At 50.9% G+C, this 17,923-nt stretch carries 17 protein-coding genes and 1 tRNA gene; 10 read left to right on the top strand and 8 right to left on the bottom strand.

Going from position 1 to position 17,923, the window contains the following annotated elements; translation table 11 throughout:
* The first annotated feature begins 139 nt into the window (after positions 1-139).
* The gene (locus IQ256_RS00960; RefSeq protein ID WP_193853558.1) at positions 140-502 is read left to right on the top strand and encodes a hypothetical protein; all 363 of its coding nucleotides are present in this window, start codon (positions 140-142) and stop codon (positions 500-502) included.
* Positions 495-941, top strand: a complete 447-nt coding sequence (locus tag IQ256_RS00965; protein WP_193853356.1) for a hypothetical protein — start codon at positions 495-497, stop codon at positions 939-941. The genes IQ256_RS00960 and IQ256_RS00965 overlap by 8 nt, the downstream gene beginning before the upstream one ends.
* A 49-nt stretch (positions 942-990) precedes the next feature.
* Here IQ256_RS00965 and IQ256_RS00970 read toward each other — a convergent pair.
* The 3 genes from IQ256_RS00970 to IQ256_RS00980 form a co-directional block, all read right to left on the bottom strand.
* Positions 991-1,061: transfer RNA gene (locus IQ256_RS00970), tRNA-Cys, on the bottom strand.
* Between the two features lie 203 nt (positions 1,062-1,264).
* Positions 1,265-2,152 carry a fructosamine kinase family protein gene (locus IQ256_RS00975; protein ID WP_193853358.1) on the bottom strand — a complete coding sequence of 296 codons (888 nt, stop codon included), beginning with the start codon at positions 2,150-2,152 and terminating at the stop codon, positions 1,265-1,267.
* Between the two features lie 130 nt (positions 2,153-2,282).
* Positions 2,283-3,632 (bottom strand): pitrilysin family protein, encoded by a 1,350-nt coding sequence (locus IQ256_RS00980; RefSeq protein WP_228024449.1) that lies wholly within the window; start codon positions 3,630-3,632, stop codon positions 2,283-2,285.
* 115 nt (positions 3,633-3,747) lie between these two features.
* Here IQ256_RS00980 and IQ256_RS00985 point away from each other — a divergent pair, with 115 nt between their 5' ends.
* Together IQ256_RS00985 and IQ256_RS00990 are read left to right on the top strand one after the other, a co-directional pair.
* Positions 3,748-4,470 (top strand): lysozyme, encoded by a 723-nt coding sequence (locus IQ256_RS00985; RefSeq protein ID WP_193853360.1) that lies wholly within the window; start codon positions 3,748-3,750, stop codon positions 4,468-4,470.
* A gap of 77 nt (positions 4,471-4,547) precedes the next feature.
* Positions 4,548-5,432, top strand: a complete 885-nt coding sequence (locus tag IQ256_RS00990; RefSeq protein ID WP_193853362.1) for a carbohydrate ABC transporter permease — start codon at positions 4,548-4,550, stop codon at positions 5,430-5,432.
* Positions 5,433-5,577: 145 nt separating this feature from the next.
* On the opposite strand, the gene IQ256_RS00995 is transcribed toward IQ256_RS00990, so the two are convergent.
* Positions 5,578-5,868 carry a YggT family protein gene (locus IQ256_RS00995; RefSeq protein ID WP_193853364.1) on the bottom strand — a complete coding sequence of 97 codons (291 nt, stop codon included), beginning with the start codon at positions 5,866-5,868 and terminating at the stop codon, positions 5,578-5,580.
* Between the two features lie 143 nt (positions 5,869-6,011).
* Here IQ256_RS00995 and psbX point away from each other — a divergent pair, with 143 nt between their 5' ends.
* Both psbX and IQ256_RS01005 read left to right on the top strand, forming a co-directional pair.
* Entirely contained in the window at positions 6,012-6,131 is a 120-nt protein-coding gene (psbX, locus tag IQ256_RS01000) for a photosystem II reaction center X protein (protein ID WP_193853366.1), read from the top strand.
* Positions 6,132-6,560: 429 nt separating this feature from the next.
* Positions 6,561-7,589: a Ycf66 family protein gene (locus IQ256_RS01005; protein WP_193853368.1), complete on the top strand. Its 1,029-nt coding sequence runs from the start codon at positions 6,561-6,563 to the stop codon at positions 7,587-7,589.
* Between the two features lie 48 nt (positions 7,590-7,637).
* Here the strand turns inward: IQ256_RS01005 and IQ256_RS01010 are convergent, their stop codons facing one another.
* Entirely contained in the window at positions 7,638-8,291 is a 654-nt protein-coding gene (locus IQ256_RS01010) for a pyridoxamine 5'-phosphate oxidase family protein (RefSeq protein ID WP_193853370.1), read from the bottom strand.
* 155 nt (positions 8,292-8,446) lie between these two features.
* Between IQ256_RS01010 and IQ256_RS01015 the strand changes: the two genes are divergently transcribed.
* Positions 8,447-10,171 (top strand): PLP-dependent aminotransferase family protein, encoded by a 1,725-nt coding sequence (locus IQ256_RS01015; protein WP_193853372.1) that lies wholly within the window; start codon positions 8,447-8,449, stop codon positions 10,169-10,171.
* 46 nt (positions 10,172-10,217) lie between these two features.
* Here the strand turns inward: IQ256_RS01015 and IQ256_RS01020 are convergent, their stop codons facing one another.
* Positions 10,218-11,891 carry a bifunctional diguanylate cyclase/phosphodiesterase gene (locus IQ256_RS01020; RefSeq protein WP_193853374.1) on the bottom strand — a complete coding sequence of 558 codons (1,674 nt, stop codon included), beginning with the start codon at positions 11,889-11,891 and terminating at the stop codon, positions 10,218-10,220.
* Positions 11,892-12,567: 676 nt separating this feature from the next.
* Between IQ256_RS01020 and IQ256_RS01025 the strand changes: the two genes are divergently transcribed.
* The 3 genes from IQ256_RS01025 to IQ256_RS01035 all read left to right on the top strand — a co-directional run bounded on the left by IQ256_RS01025 (position 12,568) and on the right by IQ256_RS01035 (position 15,242).
* Positions 12,568-13,821 carry a cysteine desulfurase family protein gene (locus tag IQ256_RS01025; RefSeq protein WP_193853376.1) on the top strand — a complete coding sequence of 418 codons (1,254 nt, stop codon included), beginning with the start codon at positions 12,568-12,570 and terminating at the stop codon, positions 13,819-13,821.
* A gap of 27 nt (positions 13,822-13,848) precedes the next feature.
* Complete coding sequence (locus tag IQ256_RS01030) at positions 13,849-14,586, top strand: DUF1995 family protein (protein WP_193853378.1); 738 nt, start codon at positions 13,849-13,851, stop codon at positions 14,584-14,586.
* A 110-nt stretch (positions 14,587-14,696) separates the two neighbouring features.
* Complete coding sequence (locus IQ256_RS01035; protein ID WP_193853380.1) at positions 14,697-15,242, top strand: DUF456 domain-containing protein; 546 nt, start codon at positions 14,697-14,699, stop codon at positions 15,240-15,242.
* Positions 15,243-15,505: 263 nt separating this feature from the next.
* Here the strand turns inward: IQ256_RS01035 and IQ256_RS01040 are convergent, their stop codons facing one another.
* Together IQ256_RS01040 and purE are read right to left on the bottom strand one after the other, a co-directional pair.
* Positions 15,506-16,984, bottom strand: a complete 1,479-nt coding sequence (locus IQ256_RS01040) for an ammonium transporter (RefSeq protein ID WP_228024450.1) — start codon at positions 16,982-16,984, stop codon at positions 15,506-15,508.
* A gap of 327 nt (positions 16,985-17,311) precedes the next feature.
* Complete coding sequence (gene purE / locus IQ256_RS01045; protein ID WP_228024459.1) at positions 17,312-17,812, bottom strand: 5-(carboxyamino)imidazole ribonucleotide mutase; 501 nt, start codon at positions 17,810-17,812, stop codon at positions 17,312-17,314.
* Positions 17,813-17,923: the final 111 nt, after the last annotated feature.

Genomic DNA, 17,923 nt, shown 5'->3' on the forward strand with positions numbered 1-17,923 from the left:
GGGTCATAATTCATTTGGCTGTAGCGAAACGACTCGTGAGACAGTGCGCGATAGCAAGATGACGAAGGCATTGTGTATCCTTAGAAATAAGTTGGCTCAGGTATCTGGCTAACAAAACGTATTTACTGAGCTTACTGGGATGAAGACAAAAGAGCTGATTTTGCAGGAAATGGAAGCTGTCCCGGAGCCTATTTTGGCTGTAGTCCTCGATTTCTTACAGTTTTTGAAGGCTAAACGCACGTCATCAAAAAAGCAAGTGACCGTGGTATCAAAAACAAAAGAAGTCTCAATTCCCTTAGCCTTACTAGCCACACAAGAGCCTGAAATTGCTAATCAGCTCATGGTTGAGCCCATGCCCATTAGGCAAATGTGTGATGAGCTAAAGCAGGCATTAACTCAGAGTGGATACACATCGCGAGAGAACATTGTTGAGCTCGTACAAGATGTAAAACGAGAGAGGCTTTCCGAGAAGGAAAATCAGTCAAAGACAACTCATGCTTAACCGCATCTTCTTAGACACAAATGTCTACATTGTGGGTGTTGCTGATACAGAAAGTATTGAGTGGGAAATCCTCACCTGGTTAGGGTTTGACGGTAGCCAGTCGGCTAGAGCTGAGGTGATCGTATCCGCAGAGCTAATTGAACAAATCCTACGCGTTGCCAAACGGTTAAAGAGTAAAGACTGGGCAGGCAGTATTGTCAGTCGAATGTGGCAAAATCTTAAGCTGCGATATGTGCTGGTTGATACCCAGGAATCCTCAAAGCTAGCTTCATTAGGCTGGTTACCTAGAGAAGATATCGGTATCTATCTAGCAGCTAAGCAGGGAAGAGCGGACTGTTTCATCTCCTCTAACCGCGAATTGGTTAGAGCAGTGGTGACCGAGACAAAGGATTTTGAGTGCTTCACCCCCAAGAACTTTGTCAATCGATACCTGAACTGAGCTGTGTAGGAAGTTCAGCCCTCCTCACAGTCAGCTATTCCTACAATCAAGGCGGCACCCAGATTCGAACTGGGGATAAAGGATTTGCAATCCTCTGCCTTACCACTTGGCCATGCCGCCGCTGAAGCACTAATATATCAAACTTTCGAGACCGCTTGAGCAAAGATTGACGAATGCACTATAGCGTTTGTCGCTTGGCTGAGGTACAGTTCACAGGCTGAAAGCCTTAGGTAGCAACGAGCCAAGTGAATAGCTGGTACCGAATGCATCCGGTACCAGCTATAAACGCAGCTCTGGTCTAGAAGATTTAAGAGCCTAGAGAGTCAAGGCAGGAGCTGATTGATCATGCTGTTCGCCTGACTTTCGTAGCTGCCGCCGAAGAGATTGAAGTGGTTGAGAATGTGGTACAGGTTGTAGAGCACTTGGCGCTGACGGTAGCCGTCATCGATAGGCAGGACTGAATCGTACGCCTGATAGAACTCGTTGGGGAAGCGGCCAAAGAGTTCGGTCATCGCTAGATCCGCTTCAGGGTCGCCGTAGTAGGTGGCAGGGTCTAGAATGACGGGCTCGCCCTCTGCGGTGATAGCAGCGTTGCCGGACCAGAGATCGCCATGTAGAAGAGAAGCTGTCGGAGTATGTCCTCTTAGCAATTTAGGAATGGCATTCATCAGTTCATCTCGGCGGGAAAAGTGGCCGCCTTTGGCATGGGCTAGCGAGAATTGGGGGCCGAGTCTGCGATCGCGCCAAAATTCCACCCAGTCCTCACACCACTGGTTCTGCTGCGGCGTTGATCCGATCGTATTATCCCGATGCCAACCGTATCCGTGATCGCTCGTCGCTCTGTGCATGGCAGCGAGCTGCTCGCCCATCTGTCGCCAAGCGCTGCCGCTGCGCCCACCCCCTAGATCGAGCCATTCCATCACAATGTAGCTGAGCGTACCAGCCACCCCGCAGCACAGTGGCTGTGGAACGCGAATCGAGCGGCTATCGTACATTTCTTGCAAACCATCCCGCTCAGCCTCGAACATAGCGAGCTGATCTACGTGGTTAGTCTTGATAAAGAAAGTCCGATTTCGCCCAGAGACTTTAGCGGCCTGGTTGATGCATCCGCCACCGACAGACCGCTGAGCTGCTATTTGAAAAGGCGAGCCTGTGACTTCGCTGATATGCTCTGCAATTCGATCGGCTACAGATCCGCCAAGTGTTGCCATAACTTCTACTCCATGTCCTCCAAGGATCAATATCTCTGTTCTTAGGAGCTGTGTTCTTATGAGCTGTGTTTTTAGGAGCTCTGTGCAGATTCACTCTTTATATAGACTTGGTATACAGAACTTCAGGGATCTAGGCAGGTTTGAAGCTAACTACGCCATAGGCATCAATTGGCAGATAGCGCCGAACGGCAGCTTGAACGGCTTCAGCGCTGACATCGCGGATACACTGCGGATAGCCCAGCGCATGGTTAATATCCCCTGTGATCGAATGGTAATAGCCATAGAGCCCGGCGCGATCGCTCGGCGTCTCATTGCCAAAAATGAAGCGGTTAGCTACCTGGGTTTGCACTCGGCTGAGCTCAGCCACCGTAACCGGCTCGTCGTGAAGCCTTTGCAGGTGCTCAATAATGGCAGCTTCGGCGGCGGCTAGCTGTTCGACTGGCATACGCGCCGAAATTGAAAAGATGCCCTGGTTGCAAAAGGTCATATTGCTCGCTGAAATGCTGTTGACCAACTGGCGCTGTTCTCTCAGGTCGTCGATCAATCTAGCGGTGCGACCCTGTCCCAGAATAGAAGCCACGACATCTAGCGGATAGGTTTCTTCTAGAGCCTGCATTCCCGGTACCCGCCAGTCCATCACCAGCCGCGCCTGCTGCAAAGCCTCATCGATATATTCCGCCCGGCAAATCTGAGGGAAGGGCACCTCAGGATGAGCCGCTGGCACCTGGGATATCATTTCATCGCTGGCGTGGTTGCGATCGCTACGGGCCAACGCCTGATCAAAACTCTCCTCAACCACCCGAATCAGTTCCTCTACTGGCAAATTGCCTACCGCCACCGCCGTCATATTCTGCGGCTGATACCAGGTGTGATGAAACGCTCTCATTTGCTCAGCGCACAGCCCTTCAACCACGCTAGCTGGTCCTAGCACCGGACGACGATACGGCAGCGTATCAAAGCTCATTTGCATAGAGCGATAGAACGCTCGTCTTTGAGGGCTATCTTCTGCCCGGCGAATCTCCTCTAAGATAACCGGACGCTCTTTATCGAAGTAGTCGTCTTGTAAGCTAGCGTTCATCAGCAGCTCTATTTGCAGCGGCGCTAAGGTGGCAAAATCTTGAGGAGCAGTCGTAATGTAATAGTGCGTATAGTCCTGACTAGTGGCAGCGTTCGTGTATGCCCCCCGCTCTTCGATCAGCCGTTCAAACTCACCAAAGCCAAGACGCGGCGTCCCTTTGAAGATCATATGCTCTAGAAAGTGGGCCATGCCGTTGATAGCATCGGATTCTACCTTAGAGCCAATGTTGAGCCAAACGCTGAGATTGACTGCATCGATTGGCATATGCTCGGCAATCACAGTCAATCCATTAGCCAGACGGCGAATAGTTGGAAAGTTGACCTGACCAGAAGCCCCACCTGATGCAGAATCGATCAGCCTAGCGCTCGCTGAGGGGGTGTCTGAAGCAGCAGGAGAAACCATAGAAATCGGGACTTTGCTTAAGATTACTTTGCTCGTATTGTAGTGGAGAAATTGGGTAAAGTTGACCAAAATAAGGTTATATAGGGCTTGATGTCATCACTAGGGAGAGGTCGCTATGGGGACATGGATTAAAGAAACAGACGTTGCATTTTATCTAATGGACGGGGGTCACTATATTTCAAAGATCACGAAATACCCTTCCAAACACAACCCCGCTGAGCAAGTGCTAAATGTAGCTGGCATGAAAGCCTGGTTCAGCCGCCCGGATGCGCCCAGAGGCATGACCGTATCAAGAGGAGGCACTGGCCCAGAGCCCAAGCCTAAGCCCGAACTAGTCGCCGCTGCCCCTATCGAGCAAGACACCGCTGGTGCTAAGTCAGGCTCAGGCCCAAAGCGCACCAACAAGAACGGGCTGCTACTGATTAAATCCTTTGAAGGCTTGCGGTTAAAAGCATACAAAGACGCCGTCGGTATTTGGACGATTGGCTATGGCACCACGCGCGGCGTCCGACCTGGACAGGTTATTTCTGAAGCACAGGCCGTTGAGTTTTTGCGGGCAGATCTCGCGCGCTTTGAGAAAAGCATTAATGAAGTTATCCAAGCCGCCATTAACGATAATCAGTTCTCAGCGCTAGCCTGCTTTACTTACAACGTTGGCCCTGGTGCGTTTCGCAGTTCGACCCTGCTAAGAAGGCTCAATGGCAGCGATGTTCGAGGTGCCGCAGATGAGCTACTGCGCTGGGATAAAGCGGGCGGCAGAACGCTGGCCGGACTGACCCGCAGACGCAAAGCAGAAAGAGCACTGTTCTTGGGCGAGGATTTTCACCAGTTCCTCTAGTTCGCCAGTTCTTTTAGTTCACCCGTTTCTCTAGAGCATCAACTCTCTAGAGCACTTCACAAAAAATCAGTCGATCCATGCGTAACCGGACCGCCCTCACGCCCTATCTATTCTTAGCGCCTGCTTTGGCTGTGCTGGTTTTGATGGTATTTTGGCCCGCGCTGCAGGCCTTTCGCCTTAGTTTCATGGAGTATGGATACGATGTGACGCAGGCACCTGAGTGGGTGGGTCTCAAGAATTTTCAGAGACTGTTTCAAGACAGAGTGTTCTGGCAGACGCTGCAAAATACGGTGCTGTACCTGGTTTGCGTGGTGCCGATATTGGCGATCGCACCACTTCTTCTCGCCATCCTAGTCAACCAAAAGCTCAAGGGCATCCGCTGGTTCAGGGTGGCTTACTACACACCCGTCGTCGTCTCTATGGTGGTAGCAGGCATCGCCTGGAAGTGGCTGTACGCCGAGAATGGTCTGCTCAATCAGGTGATCTCTAGCGTGACCGGACAAGCAATCAGCTTTCCCTGGCTGACCAGTCCTAACTGGGTGCTATTTAGCGTTATGGCCGTCACCGTCTGGAAAGGGCTGGGCTACTACATGGTGATCTATCTAGCGGGACTGCAGGGCCTGCCTGCCGATCTGTACGAGGCGGCTGCCATTGACGGCTCCGATGGCTGGCGCAAGCACTGGGATATCACGCTGCCGCTGATGAGACCGTATATTTTCTTGGTCGCGGTGATCAGTGCGATCGCGGCTACCAAAGTATTCGAAGAAGTCTTCATCATGACCCAGGGCGGCCCTCGCAGCGCCTCTAAAACCGTCGTCTACTACGTCTATGAATCGGCCTTTAGAGATCTAGACATGAGCTATGCCTGCACTATTGGCCTGGTTCTTTTCTTAATTATTCTGGCGCTATCCTTCCTCCGATTAGCCCTATCTAACCCAGCAGCAGCCAGCCCACAGCTCTAAAGACTACAAACTCTGAACTACGGACTCTGAACTACAGAGCTAATCAAAGTTCGCTGAAACATCTGCTTTCGAGCCATTGCCTTGGATACTCATTGCCTGCAGCTAGAAGCTTTCTCAAGAGGGCTCTTTTATCGAACCACTCTCATCAAACCATTCTCATCAAGCCTTGCTGGCCGACTAAGATCTCTCTCAAGAAACTAACAATACCCACCCAGATAATGGGTGAAATATCCACACCGCCAATTGGGGGAACTAGCTTGCGTACCGGAATCAAAAACGGCTCAGTGGGCCAAGCGACCAAAGCCCAGGGCAGCTTGTTTAGCTCAACTTCAGGATACCAAGTCAGAATAATCCGAAAGAGAAACAACAGCGTGTAAAGACCTAGCAGTAGACTGATAGCTAATGTCACAGATCCAGTAGAAAAGACGTTTGACATAAGGAAAAGATGAATTTCTATGTACTAGCTTAGTGCTTTGTCACCGGTTCGTACGCTTTTCAAGGGTGGCAGAAGCCGATATTATTAAGACTAATAAGCAAATATTTCTGCTGCCCCTTGTGCTCAAGCCAAGGCATGTTCCTATGACTCCCTCTTTGACCAATTTCATGCTCAGCTTGTTGGCAGGTCTGCTGATTATTGTAGTGCCTGCTACCATTGCCTTAATTTTTATCAGCCAGCGTGACCAAATTAATCGCGGCTAAACCGAATAACCAGCTCAAATTGACCGCACCAACTGCTAGGCACATCAAGCCCAGTAGTTAAAGCCCAGTGATTAAAGCATCGAGCTGCTAATTTAGACGTTTAGCAGCTCAACGTGCGTTAGGATTAGCGAAGAAAGATTAGCGAAAGAAAAGATCATAGCTGGGGGGACACGACTTAGGTTCTCCCAGTTTTTGCGTATTTTTATTATGATCGAGTAGCAGATAGGAGCCAAGGCGCTGCTAGCGCAACCTTAATGTCAGTTAAAAATATAGGCTAAAAAGGTCTGACGAAGACAGCGTTAGAATAGAGGACTGACATCAATAGAGGACTAGCATTGACCATCTTCATGCTATCTGTAGGAGGCCATGCAAGGGGCAATGCGGGCTTGAACGAGTAGACTTTGACAGAGTAGATAAGGGGATTAAGCTGTGAACTTTGGAACACCCGTTCCGCTATTAATAGGCATCATTCTGATTCTGGGTGCGCTAGCGCTATTTTTCCTAGAGAAGTTCAGGCCCGGCTATGAGCGCGATTCGGATAAGGTATACGCCGTTCTGCTCCTAATTTCTGGTCTCTTTCTGCTAGCCCATTTGGATATGGAATTGCTGGCCTCTTTTCAGCAATTGCTGATGGCCGGTATGCTGACCACGCTTTTAATCGAAAGTATTCGTAGCCGATTGCCAAAGTCAGACCCGCTGCGGCCACCGACTGAGCCCATGGTAGATCGGCGGCCCCCTAGGCCCCGCTACGACGATAGGCCACCTGTACGTCGAGGCTACCGGGCTGAGCTAGACGATCGCCCAGCATTTCGCGATCGCCCACCTGCCGACCTTCCCCCGGTTCGAGCAGGCGCACCTAGAATGAACCCGGCTCAAGCAGCCTATTGGCCAGGCGAATACCCTAGCAACTACTCTGGTAACTACCCTGACAACCGTACCCCCCGCCAGCCCTACGAAGAATACAGAGGCCCAGCGGGTCGCTTGCAACCCAGCTCACCTATTGATAGCGCCAGATCTGACAGCAGATCCGACGATAGACCTAGCGAAAGGCCCAGCGACCGATTCGATGGTCCGCCAGACAACCGATACACCGACAACGCCCAATACGGTCAGAGACCACCAGCCCCTCGACCACCGGCTCGCCCCGTCTCCTCGCAGCCCACCTCTTCGCAATCGGCCTCCTCACAACCACCTGAGCGAGCACCCGAGCGTTCCTCTGACTATCCCTCAAACAGACGCTCTGACAGCTATCAACAGCGCCCTGAGAATAGGACAGATCGCTCAGCAGATAAAGCCGATCAGCCTAACAGGTCGCCTAATGGTGCGCCTCAGCCATCTTCTAGCCAAAACGGTAATAACGAGCGAACGCTCAACATTCGCCCCTACAGCGAAGCTCCAAAATTAGACGATGACTATCGTTCTGGAAACCGGCCAGAGGGAACACCATCAGAATATTAGGCAGTAGCGCATTGCTACCTGTATGAGGTCAGACTAGCGGACGCGAGACTAGCGAGCGTAAGTACGAATATTCTTAGGAAGCTGTTGGGTTGCCAAAAGGCGTGGATCTGGAATGGGTGCATCTGGAACAAGCGCCAATGGTAATACGCCAGCCCAAACAGGCAGCGCGTAGTCTGCTTCAGCGTCAATAGGTGGCCCGGTGCGAACTTTGGCCGAAGCTTCAGCAATCGGTAGACTCAAGACGCAAGTCTCGGCTAGCTCTTTTGGATTCGGCGATCGCACCTGATCCCATCGCCCTTTGATAACGTGCTCTGTAAACGCTTTGAGTGCCGTCATTTTCTCGGCCTCGTCAGTCACCGTTTCTGCTTTGCCAAACAGCACGACAGAGCGGTAGTTCATCGAATGATGGTAGGCAGAACGCGCCAGCACCAAACCGTCTAGCAGCGTCACCGTAAAGCAGACGTCAATCCCTGTCTGTAGCGTCTTGATCAGTCGGCTAGCACCAGCTCCGTGAATATAGACGCGCTGTTCAACGCGGCCATAGGCGGTCGGAATCACAAAAGGCTGATTGTCTACAACGAATCCAACCTGACAGACTAGCCCCTCATCTAAAATTTTTGAGATAGTCTCAAAGTCGTAATGTCCGCGTTTGGGCACCCGCTTGATTCGCGTTTTGGATGTTTTGATTGTTTGTGATGTCATGGCGATTCACCAAAATTATGGACTACTGCTAAGTTACTCATTAGATTGGATACTTCCAAGAGCCAATTTTCACCTGGTTAACCAGTCCAATTTGCAGCAATCTACTCATGCATTAGCAGATTGCTATTAGATGAAGTGTAGATAGTGTCTGAAGCATGAGAAGCACCTATGGGAAAGCGCCTACGAATAGTCTCGTGGGCTGGGATTTGACCATAGATCTCAGATCGGATAGCGATGTAGCGCTACATCGGCAAATCTATGACCAGATTCGGACAGCGATCTTGACTGGCAGAGTGCGATCGCATCAAAAACTGCCCGCCAGCCGCCAGCTTGCGATTTATCTGGGCGTTTCTCGAACGACAGTCACCTTGAGCTACGATCAACTGATCAGCGAAGGGTATCTGCACACTAAGCCCGGCGCAGGAACATTTGTCTGCGCTCAGATACCCGATTCAATGCTCAGCGCTAGCTCAGCCAGCGCGAATCCAACCGCCAATGACTCAGTCGTAAAACCGTTACTAAAGCCAGCATTCAGGTCAGTACTGCAGTCAGAATCGGCCATAGCAGAATCGGTCACAGCAGATCAGCCATCACTTACCGAGCTGCTATCAGCCTATGGCAATCGCCTCCACCAACTGCCAAAGCCCCCTGCCGAGACACATAGAGCGCTTAGCTTTCGCTACTGGCAGCCCGATGTTTCGCTATTTCCAACGGCGCAGTGGCAGCGATGTATTAACCGGTGCCGCAGCGCGAATGCAGATTGGATGGACTACAGCGCCGACGCGCTAGGCTACAAACCGCTACGCACAGAAATTGCCAACTACATTGCTCAGACCCGAGCCGTCCACTGCAGTCCCGATCAGATCTTGATCACACAGGGCACTCAGCAGGCATTGAGCTTGATTGTTAGGGTCGTACTAGATCCTGGCGAGGCGATCGCGCTAGAAAATCCTGGCTACCTTAGCGCCAGAAAAGTCTTCAGCAGCCACGGTGCCACCCTGATTCCGATTCCTGCAGACAGTAACGGGCTGCAAGTCAACGAACAAAACGGGCTGGCCGCGCAGTCAAGCAGCTCACGCATCAAGCTGGTCTACGTTACCCCGTCGCACCAGTTTCCCACTGGCGTTTTGATGGCCCTACCCCGGCGATTAGCACTACTGCAGTGGGCACAGCAGACCAACGCCCTCATTATTGAAGACGACTACGATAGCGAATATCGCTACGGCGGCAGGCCCATTCCGGCCTTGCAAGGACTCGATACTCACCAAAGAGTCCTCTATGTCGGCACCTTTTCAAAGGTGATGTTTCCAGGAATACAGCTTGGCTATATCGTGCTGCCGCCAGCGCTAGTTGCAGTATTTGCCCAAGCCAAATGGATGTGCGATCGCCAAACTTCTCTCATTCACCAAGCAGCCCTTACCGACTTCATTGCTCAAGGACACCTGGCTAGACACATTCGCCGCATGAGAACCGTCTATGCCCAGCGCCGCGAAGTCCTCATCACTGCGCTAGAAAAAGCGACGCGATCGCCCAGGTCTTTCATACCAGATGTCTCCACACCGGACTTCCCCACATCCAGTTCTTCCATATCTAGAGTCGCTAGAACACCCGGCACGCTCGAGATAGTCGGAGATCCTGCCGGACTCCATGTCATGGTCAAACTGCCTACCGCTCGTCAACCCAATCAGCAGCATTCCGATCAGCAGCTAGTTTTACAGGCAAGCAGGCAAGGGGTAGCCCTCTTCAGCACCCAGCCGTATTATCTGCCATCGTCATCCTTACCGACGACAGCGGCAAACAGAGAATTTATCTTTGGTTTCGGTGGGCTCAAACCACCAGAAATTACGGAGGCGATCGCGAGAATTCAACCCTATCTCTAACGCTATCCCTGACGCTATACATGAATCCGCCAATGCACCTAATTAATTACTGTGCCTGCTGTAACAGCACCTGCGCTCGCTCAGCTTCTATTGCCCTAGAAAAATAGTTGCCCTGAGCATAGCAGCAGCAGGTGTTCTGTAGAAACTGCCACTGGTCTAAGCGCTCTACGCCTTCGACGACCACGCGGATATCTAACGCAGATGCCAACGATAAAATAGAAGTCACAATCAGCTCATCTTGCCGACTAGAGGCAGCGACTAGGTGGTCATAGTTGCGTGAGCAGTTCTTAGCCGACTGGCCCAAGCGCCAAACAAAAGAACGATCTATTTTCAGTACGTCTACCGGAAACTGCTGTAGGTAAGTTAAAGAAGAATAGCCCGTACCAAAATCGTCTAAGCTAACGCCTATCCCCATACTTCTTAACTGTTGCAGCGTCTTGACAGCCTGATCGACGTTAGCGATGATCACGCCCTCAGTGACTTCTACACTTAACTGCCCCGGATCGACTGGATAGCAAGCTAGCAAATCTTGAACATACTCTACCAAATCGGCTCGGCATAGATGACTACCTGATAAGTTGACGCTGATAGAAGGTAGCAGGCCCTCTGCCTGCCAGGTCATGAGCTGTTGACAGACCGTTTTCAACATCCAGCGGTCAATTTTAAAAGTCAGACCCAGCTCTTCTGCTATTGGCAAGAAATCATCTGGTCGCATCAGCCCACGTTCAGGATGCTGCCATCGCACTAGCGCTTCAAATCCAACGGTTTTTCCTGTTTTGGTATCAACGATTGGCTGATAGTGCGCTCGTAGCTGCTGCTGTTCGATCGCGACTGATATGAGCTGCTGCAAACTGACTTTGGTCGCGATCGCGCTCTTCATCTTCGGACAAAATACCGCATACCGATAGCCGCTACTGGGCGCAGCTTCATGTACCTGCGCCATTGCAATATTCGACTGCAATAGCAAATCACTAAATTCGGTTTTTTTCTGGTCGAACGAGCCTACCTGATATTGACTCGCCCACGCCGCCTGAGCAAACGCGATTCCTAACTGGCCATGCACATGCACTGTCTGCGATTGAGTCCGAAAAGGCTGATGGACAGAAGCCAGGACCCGCTCGGCCATTTGGTAGCTACGCGCCTTATCGCCAGGACTAAGTAAAAGGGAAAATTGATTGTCTCCGGTTCTCGCTAGTACATCTTGCGACCCTAGACACCTCTGTAGCCGATCAGCGGCTTGTCTGATCAATTCATCGGCGACCTGGTGGCCGAAAGCATCGTTGATAGACTTAAAGCGACTAAGTTTGAGAGAAAGTAAAGCCACCTCGGCCTGCGGCTGGGCATCTAATAGGCGAGCACCGATGGTGAACAAGGTCGTACGATTGATCAGCCCAGTCAGCGAGTCAATTGACGAAATAGTGTGGATACGCTGATCCTTTCTTTTCAATAGAGAAGTCAGAGCGTGAATACGCAGACACAACAGGGCTAGCATCACGCTAAAAGATCCCGTTACCACACCTATGCTCACTGCGGGATAACTAAGTACCCAAGTATTCACTTGCCACACCTGAGTAAAGAGATTGTAGACAGGTGTAGCATCGCCTTGAACAGTCTCAAACACAGTCTGGGTTTGGCAAGCATAGGAGAAAAGCAGATCGCATTTAAAAGAGAACCGATGGCTAGCTACCCGATGAATGCTAGAGGAAAGCGGCCCAGCCATTACGATAGATACTGCAAAAGTGATCGAAGAAAATGTTCGCAAAGAAAACAGCAGATCCCTCATTGGAAGCAGATTACAGCAAACACATCGTTGCTATGAACACGCCTGCTATCGACATGCTCGCTGTAAAGACTCTATTGAAATCAATTGAAACCGGGATATCTGTGAAATCAGAAGTCTTGCGCCCTGGAGCACCTGGCGCTTGACAAGCATCCCTAGTAGGAAAAAACAGACCAATTGCCGGTAAACCGACTGCGATCAAACCTATTTCTTGTGAATGACCAGAGAGAACAGCCGCCAGGAGCGTAATGGCTATGAGGTCTTAAATCTCAGGAGTAGGAGCTAGACTTCATATAACTGGAAAAACTTGCGGCTTTCAGCCACCTACAGACATAGATTCGTCTATCAGAAATATATTATCACGTAGGTAATTACAACAGACTGTGAAGCACTGTTAAAGATCACAAAACAAGTTGTTGAAGATCACAAAAGTAAACTGGCTTCAAAAAATTCACTGAAGAACATAGATACTATTTGCTACGCCTGATCGATCCATTTCGATTGACAGAAATTGGGTTCGCACCTAACCCCACCGTCCAATCACAGAGCACGATATCCTGATAGAGAAGTCGATTTTCTGCGCTAAGTTTTCTGCGCCGCTCTACATTCCTAAATTATGCAGATATACCTGGATTACAGTGCGACTACGCCGCCTAGACCAGAGGCGATCACAGCAATGCAAACTGCCATAGCCCAGCACTGGGGCAATGCTTCTAGCCTGCACCATTGGGGTAATCGGGCTGCGACTCCTATAGAAGGCGCTAGGCTCCAGGTTGCCAGTTTAATCAATGCGCCTAGCGTAGATAGCTTGGTATTTACAGCGGGTGGCACTGAAGCCGACAATCTAGCCATCTTCGGCACTACCCGCCAGTATGCCGAACCGCAGCACATCATCGTTTCTGCGGTTGAGCACTCAGCGATCACAGCGCCCGCGCGTCAGCTCGAAGCCGACGGCTGGCAGGTTACCTGGCTGGCGGTTGACCCGCAAGGCGCGGTAGATCCCAATGATCTAAAAGCGGCAATTAGAGAAAATACTGCCCTAGTCTCGATCATCTACGGTCAGAGCGAAATTGGCACCCTTCAGCCGATCGCCGAACTCGGCGCGATCGCCCAAGCCAGCGGCGTTCCTTTTCATACAGATGCAGTTCAAGTAGCCGGACGTTTGCCGATCGATGTCCAGCAGCTACCTGTCGATTTGCTCTCCCTTTCTAGTCACAAGATCTACGGCCCCCAGGGAGCCGGTGCGCTCTATATCAAACCTGGCACAGCGCTCTTACCCATCTTGCTAGGGGGTGGGCAAGAAAACCAACTGCGCTCGGGCACTCAGGCTGTGCCTAATATTGCTGGATTTGGCGTCGCTGCCGAGATAGCGGCGACTGAAATGCCAGCAGAGACCCTGCGATTAATCTATCTACGCGATCGCTTCTTTGCCCATATGAACGAGGTGCCAGCGCTAGTCCCTACCGGCGATCCGCGTCATCGTCTGCCACATCACATCAGCTTTTGCCTACCCCACAGCGATATTACTGGCAAAGCTCTCGTCCGTCAGATGAACTTAGCTGGCATCGGCATTAGCGCTGGCTCGGCCTGCCATAGTGGTCAGCTCAGCCCCAGCCCGATCTTAAAAGCGATTGGGTATAGCGATCAGGTAGCTAAAACCGGCATCCGCATCACGCTAGGACGTCAGACCACAGAAGCCGACGTAGACTGGAGCGCTATGGTGCTTAAACAGGTACTAGAGAGAGTCTTGGACAGAGCTTCAGACAAAACCTCAGAAAAAGCCTCAGAGAAAGCCTCAGAGAAAGCCTCAGAGAAAGCTTTAGAAAAGGAAGCAGCACCGACAATGCTTTTTTCTGCCTCCAACCCCTGATTTCCTTCGACGCCCCTCATAATTCCTATGTCCATTCCTACCACTATTCCCGATGCCACCGAACAGGCCAAAGCCGCGACCAAAGCTGCCTTAGACGCAGGCATATCTCGGCTTCAGATCGAAATGGCCATTCCTGAGCTCAAGCACCAGCCGATTGCTCAGCAGTTTCTAGAACTTTTTAGCGACAAGCAGTTCAAAGTACTTTTTCCCGATGCGGGTGCAGCTGCCCTAGCAAGAAGAGACTGGGACAATCCAGAGTTTGTCGTTAGGGGGCTAGGTGAGTTAACTCAGACTATAGATGTAGAAGACGAGCTCTATTTGATCGTCAATCCCTCTGCTGTTGAGGTCGACAAAGTAGAAGCGCTATGCAATGAAGCGTTAGATCAGCCAGTTGTGCTACTCAATCCACAGCTAGAGGATGTGGCCGTTGTCGGTATCGGCTATGCAGCCAGACAGCTACGCGATCGCTTTCTTAGCCAGATCGAAACCTGCTACTACGTTCGCCCGATCGACCAAGGCGTCGTCTACCGAGCATATCCAGGCCCGTGGCAAATCTGGAGAGAGACCGGCCCCGATGAATACGAGCACGTACAAGATTTGTCTAGTCGGCCCTCTGGTGAAGATATCGATCGCATCCTGTACGGTGATGCAGAAATCGGCTCAGGAGAAACGGATGCTGAAGGGGCTAGAGCTCAGAACAGCAGAGGCAAGAAAAAAGGACTCTTTGCAGAACTTCAACAGTTTCTTAGAGCGCTCAGTCAGTAAGTGCTCAGTCAGTAGGCGCTCAGTCAGTAGCTTCTAAACAGTAGTAGCTAAAAACGAACAGCGGCGCTAAGGTCTCTCTCTCTATTGCTTTCTTTATCTATGACGCACCTATGCCCCTATCTTCACTGAGTTTTCTCTACTGGTTTTTGGTAGCGCTGATGGGGGTTGGCATTGTCGGTGCCTTCGTTCCTGTACTGCCAGGTACAGGGCTGATTGTAGGCGCTGTTTTAGTGTGGACTGTAGTCAGCCCAACGGCGAGTAGTTTGCCTTTGATTGTTGCGATCGCAGCCTTCCTCCTCAGCCTGGGCATCGGCTACTTGGCCACATACATCGGCACCAAAAAAGCAGGCGCAAGCACTTGGGGACAAACCGGCGCAATCATCGGCTTAGTTGTTGGCTTTCTGGGGCTGTTACCGGCACTACCGATTGGCGGACCGCTACTAGGAATTCTATTTGGCTCTATGCTAGGAGCCTTCTTAGGCGAATTCCTTTTCCGCAAAGAGCTAGACATGGCAGAGCGAATCAAGCTTTCAAGTAAAGTCAGTCTCGCAGTCGTCGTTAGCTCTGTAGTCGGTACGCTGCTCGAAGGTCTGCTAGCCTTTACAGCCGTTATTGTGTTTTTGTGGAAGACCTGGCCAGGTATCACTACAACATAAAATCAACAGATCAACAGTTAGTCTGATCTCTCACACCGGCCACCACGAAACAGTCATTACAAGATAGGTGCCATAAAAGAGCACCTATTCTCAAACAACAGAGTTTCTCAAGCAGAAAGGCCCTCGACGAATTCAGTCGAAGGCCCTGCTTAGATTCAGTCTGCAAAGCAAGCAGACATCCTTATCTTGCTGCCAACTTTTGAACATGCCGACCATATCAATGCGATCGATATCCGTGATTGGCATACGGTCAAAGCGTGAGTCTAGATAATGCCGCCCATGTCACTAGTATCCTTGAGGAAACCGCTGTAAGCTTCCATACCGTGCTCGCCGATATCCAAACCCTTGAGTTCTTCTTCAGAGCTGACCCGTAAGCCAATCAAGGACTTAATAATCACCCACAAGATGCCAGTAACGACTACTGTGAACAAACCAACTGCAACAATACCGACGATTTGAGCAATCAGCTGAGTAATGCCGCCACCGAAGAATAGACCAGCTTCACCATCGAATAGGCCGACTGCTAGCGTACCCCAGATACCACAGACAAGGTGAACAGAAGTTGCACCTACAGGATCGTCAATCTTGATGCTGTCAAAGAAACCGACTGAGAAAACAACAATGATGCCAGCAATCAGGCCCACAATCACTGCGCCCCAGTAGCCGATGCCACCACAGCCAGCAGTAATCCCGACCAGACCAGCCAAAATACCGTTGATCACCATTGATAGGTCAGGCTTACCGCTCAAAGACCAAGCCGTAAAGGTTGCACCGATACCCCCCGCAGCCGCTGCTAGGTTAGTGACTAATGCAATTTGAGGAACATTTAGACTTGCAGCCAATTCAGAGCCAGGGTTGAAGCCAAACCAGCCAATCCACAAAATCAAGCATCCCAAAGTAGCGATACTCATGTTGTGGCCAGGAATCGCATTAACGGCACCGTCTTGGTACTTACCAATCCGAGGACCGAGGAAGATAGCACCCATCAGCGCGGCCCAGCCGCCCACAGAGTGAACCACCGTGGAGCCAGCAAAATCGCTGAAGGCAACGCCTTCGCCCAAGAAGCTCATATCAGAAAGCCAGCCGCCACCCCAAACCCAGTGAGCTGTGATGGGATAAGAAACAGCCGTTAGCAGGACACTAAAAACAATAAAGCTGGAGAACTTCACACGCTCTGCAACCGCGCCCGATACGATCGTAGCCGCAGTCCCCGCGAACGCAGCTTGGAACAGGAAGAACACAGGCGTCGTTAGCGTGCCATAGACAGGTTCAGTCGGATCGCTGCCTGCCAAGAAAAACCCACTTAGGCCAAAGAAGCCGTTACCTTCTCCAAACGCTAGTGCAAAACCTAGAGCCCAGAAAGATAGCGTTGCTAGAGCAAAGACAATTAGATTCTTCGCTAAGATATTGACCGCATTTTTCTGGCGGCAAAAGCCCGTCTCTAACATGCCGAAGCCAGCATTCATGAAGATGACTAAGATAGCCGCAACAACAATCCAGATATTGTCTAAAACTATTTGAACATCAGTAGCGGTCGCCTCTTGGGCATGGGCTGCAAATCCCCAAGTGGCGACGATTGTAAAGGCTAAGGGAATACAGGCTAGCCAGCCCCAGGCAAATCGACGGCCAAATGCGCGGCTCAATGCACGGCTGGCCATCTCTGTAAACGGCGGTACATTCGCATCCCAAGGTGACGCGCTGCGCCCCAGATGCTTTCTTTTTCTCATTGTAAAATTAGACATTTTCGTCGGGCATTCCTAACGCAATTTCGACAGCAATTTATGGTCGCAGACAATTGCCAAAGCAAGAGCGATCGCCTGCTTGTGCACCGGTCAAACTGATGGGTCTCATTCCACCAAGTCTGAGTCAGCCATTCTGTATCGGCTGATACCTTTAACAGGAGAACCAGAGCTGTCTTGCTGATTTATGATGCAGACTTTAGTGAAAGTTTACAAAACGGCTCTCAAAGCCGAGATCTTTGCGTATTTTCCAGGTTGATATTGAGCAGTTCGTAGCATTTCTCAACATCAATTAAATCTGGTTTGTGCCTGATTTCTCAGCATTACTACCTATGTGTTGATTATATGTTTGAGATATTGCCGCGCGCCATGTGTAGAAAGTTGATTTTGCTTATCGCTCACCATCGTCTCTAGCTGTTGACGATAGTCCAAGATCTTTGCTTGCAGCGTTTGATCATAGGCTGCTAGCATTTGCACAGCCAGTAGGCCCGCATTCTTGGCGTTGCCAATCGCCACCGTCGCCACTGGAATGCCCCCTGGCATCTGGACAATGGAATAAAGTGAATCTACGCCTGAGAGCGTGCTGGTTTTGACAGGAACGCCAATGACGGGCAAAGGGCTAAGGGCAGCAACCATACCCGGTAGGTGAGCCGCTCCGCCCGCGCCTGCAATGATCACCTTTAGACCTCTAGTATGAGCTGATTCAGCATAGGCAACCATGCGTTGGGGAGTGCGATGAGCTGAGACAATGGCAACTTCGTGGGTGACACCAAAATCTTCGCAGATGGCGATCGCAGCCATCATCGTTGGCAGATCCGAATCGCTGCCCATGATAATGCCAACATCGACCGATCCGTCACCTGATTTCGACTGTGATGATTTCGATGGTGATGATTTTGACGGTGGCGCGCTCATCGGAGTGGTCATAGCTCTAGCTGTCTT

The organism is cf. Phormidesmis sp. LEGE 11477, from assembly GCF_015207105.1.
Classification (GTDB): domain Bacteria; phylum Cyanobacteriota; class Cyanobacteriia; order Phormidesmidales; family Phormidesmidaceae; genus Phormidesmis.

Coding starts and splice junctions, on each gene's coding strand:
- IQ256_RS00960 (WP_193853558.1), top strand. CDS start 140: ATGAAGACAAAAGAGCTGATTTTGCAGGAAATGGAAGCTGTCCCGGAG.
- IQ256_RS00965 (WP_193853356.1), top strand. CDS start 495: ATGCTTAACCGCATCTTCTTAGACACAAATGTCTACATTGTGGGTGTT.
- IQ256_RS00975 (WP_193853358.1), bottom strand. CDS start 2,152: ATGGCAACACTTGGCGGATCTGTAGCCGATCGAATTGCAGAGCATATC.
- IQ256_RS00980 (WP_228024449.1), bottom strand. CDS start 3,632: ATGGTTTCTCCTGCTGCTTCAGACACCCCCTCAGCGAGCGCTAGGCTG.
- IQ256_RS00985 (WP_193853360.1), top strand. CDS start 3,748: ATGGGGACATGGATTAAAGAAACAGACGTTGCATTTTATCTAATGGAC.
- IQ256_RS00990 (WP_193853362.1), top strand. CDS start 4,548: ATGCGTAACCGGACCGCCCTCACGCCCTATCTATTCTTAGCGCCTGCT.
- IQ256_RS00995 (WP_193853364.1), bottom strand. CDS start 5,868: ATGTCAAACGTCTTTTCTACTGGATCTGTGACATTAGCTATCAGTCTA.
- psbX (WP_193853366.1), top strand. CDS start 6,012: ATGACTCCCTCTTTGACCAATTTCATGCTCAGCTTGTTGGCAGGTCTG.
- IQ256_RS01010 (WP_193853370.1), bottom strand. CDS start 8,291: ATGACATCACAAACAATCAAAACATCCAAAACGCGAATCAAGCGGGTG.
- IQ256_RS01015 (WP_193853372.1), top strand. CDS start 8,447: ATGAGAAGCACCTATGGGAAAGCGCCTACGAATAGTCTCGTGGGCTGG.
- IQ256_RS01020 (WP_193853374.1), bottom strand. CDS start 11,891: ATGGCTGGGCCGCTTTCCTCTAGCATTCATCGGGTAGCTAGCCATCGG.
- IQ256_RS01025 (WP_193853376.1), top strand. CDS start 12,568: ATGCAGATATACCTGGATTACAGTGCGACTACGCCGCCTAGACCAGAG.
- IQ256_RS01030 (WP_193853378.1), top strand. CDS start 13,849: ATGTCCATTCCTACCACTATTCCCGATGCCACCGAACAGGCCAAAGCC.
- IQ256_RS01035 (WP_193853380.1), top strand. CDS start 14,697: ATGCCCCTATCTTCACTGAGTTTTCTCTACTGGTTTTTGGTAGCGCTG.
- IQ256_RS01040 (WP_228024450.1), bottom strand. CDS start 16,984: ATGTCTAATTTTACAATGAGAAAAAGAAAGCATCTGGGGCGCAGCGCG.
- purE (WP_228024459.1), bottom strand. CDS start 17,812: ATGGGCAGCGATTCGGATCTGCCAACGATGATGGCTGCGATCGCCATC.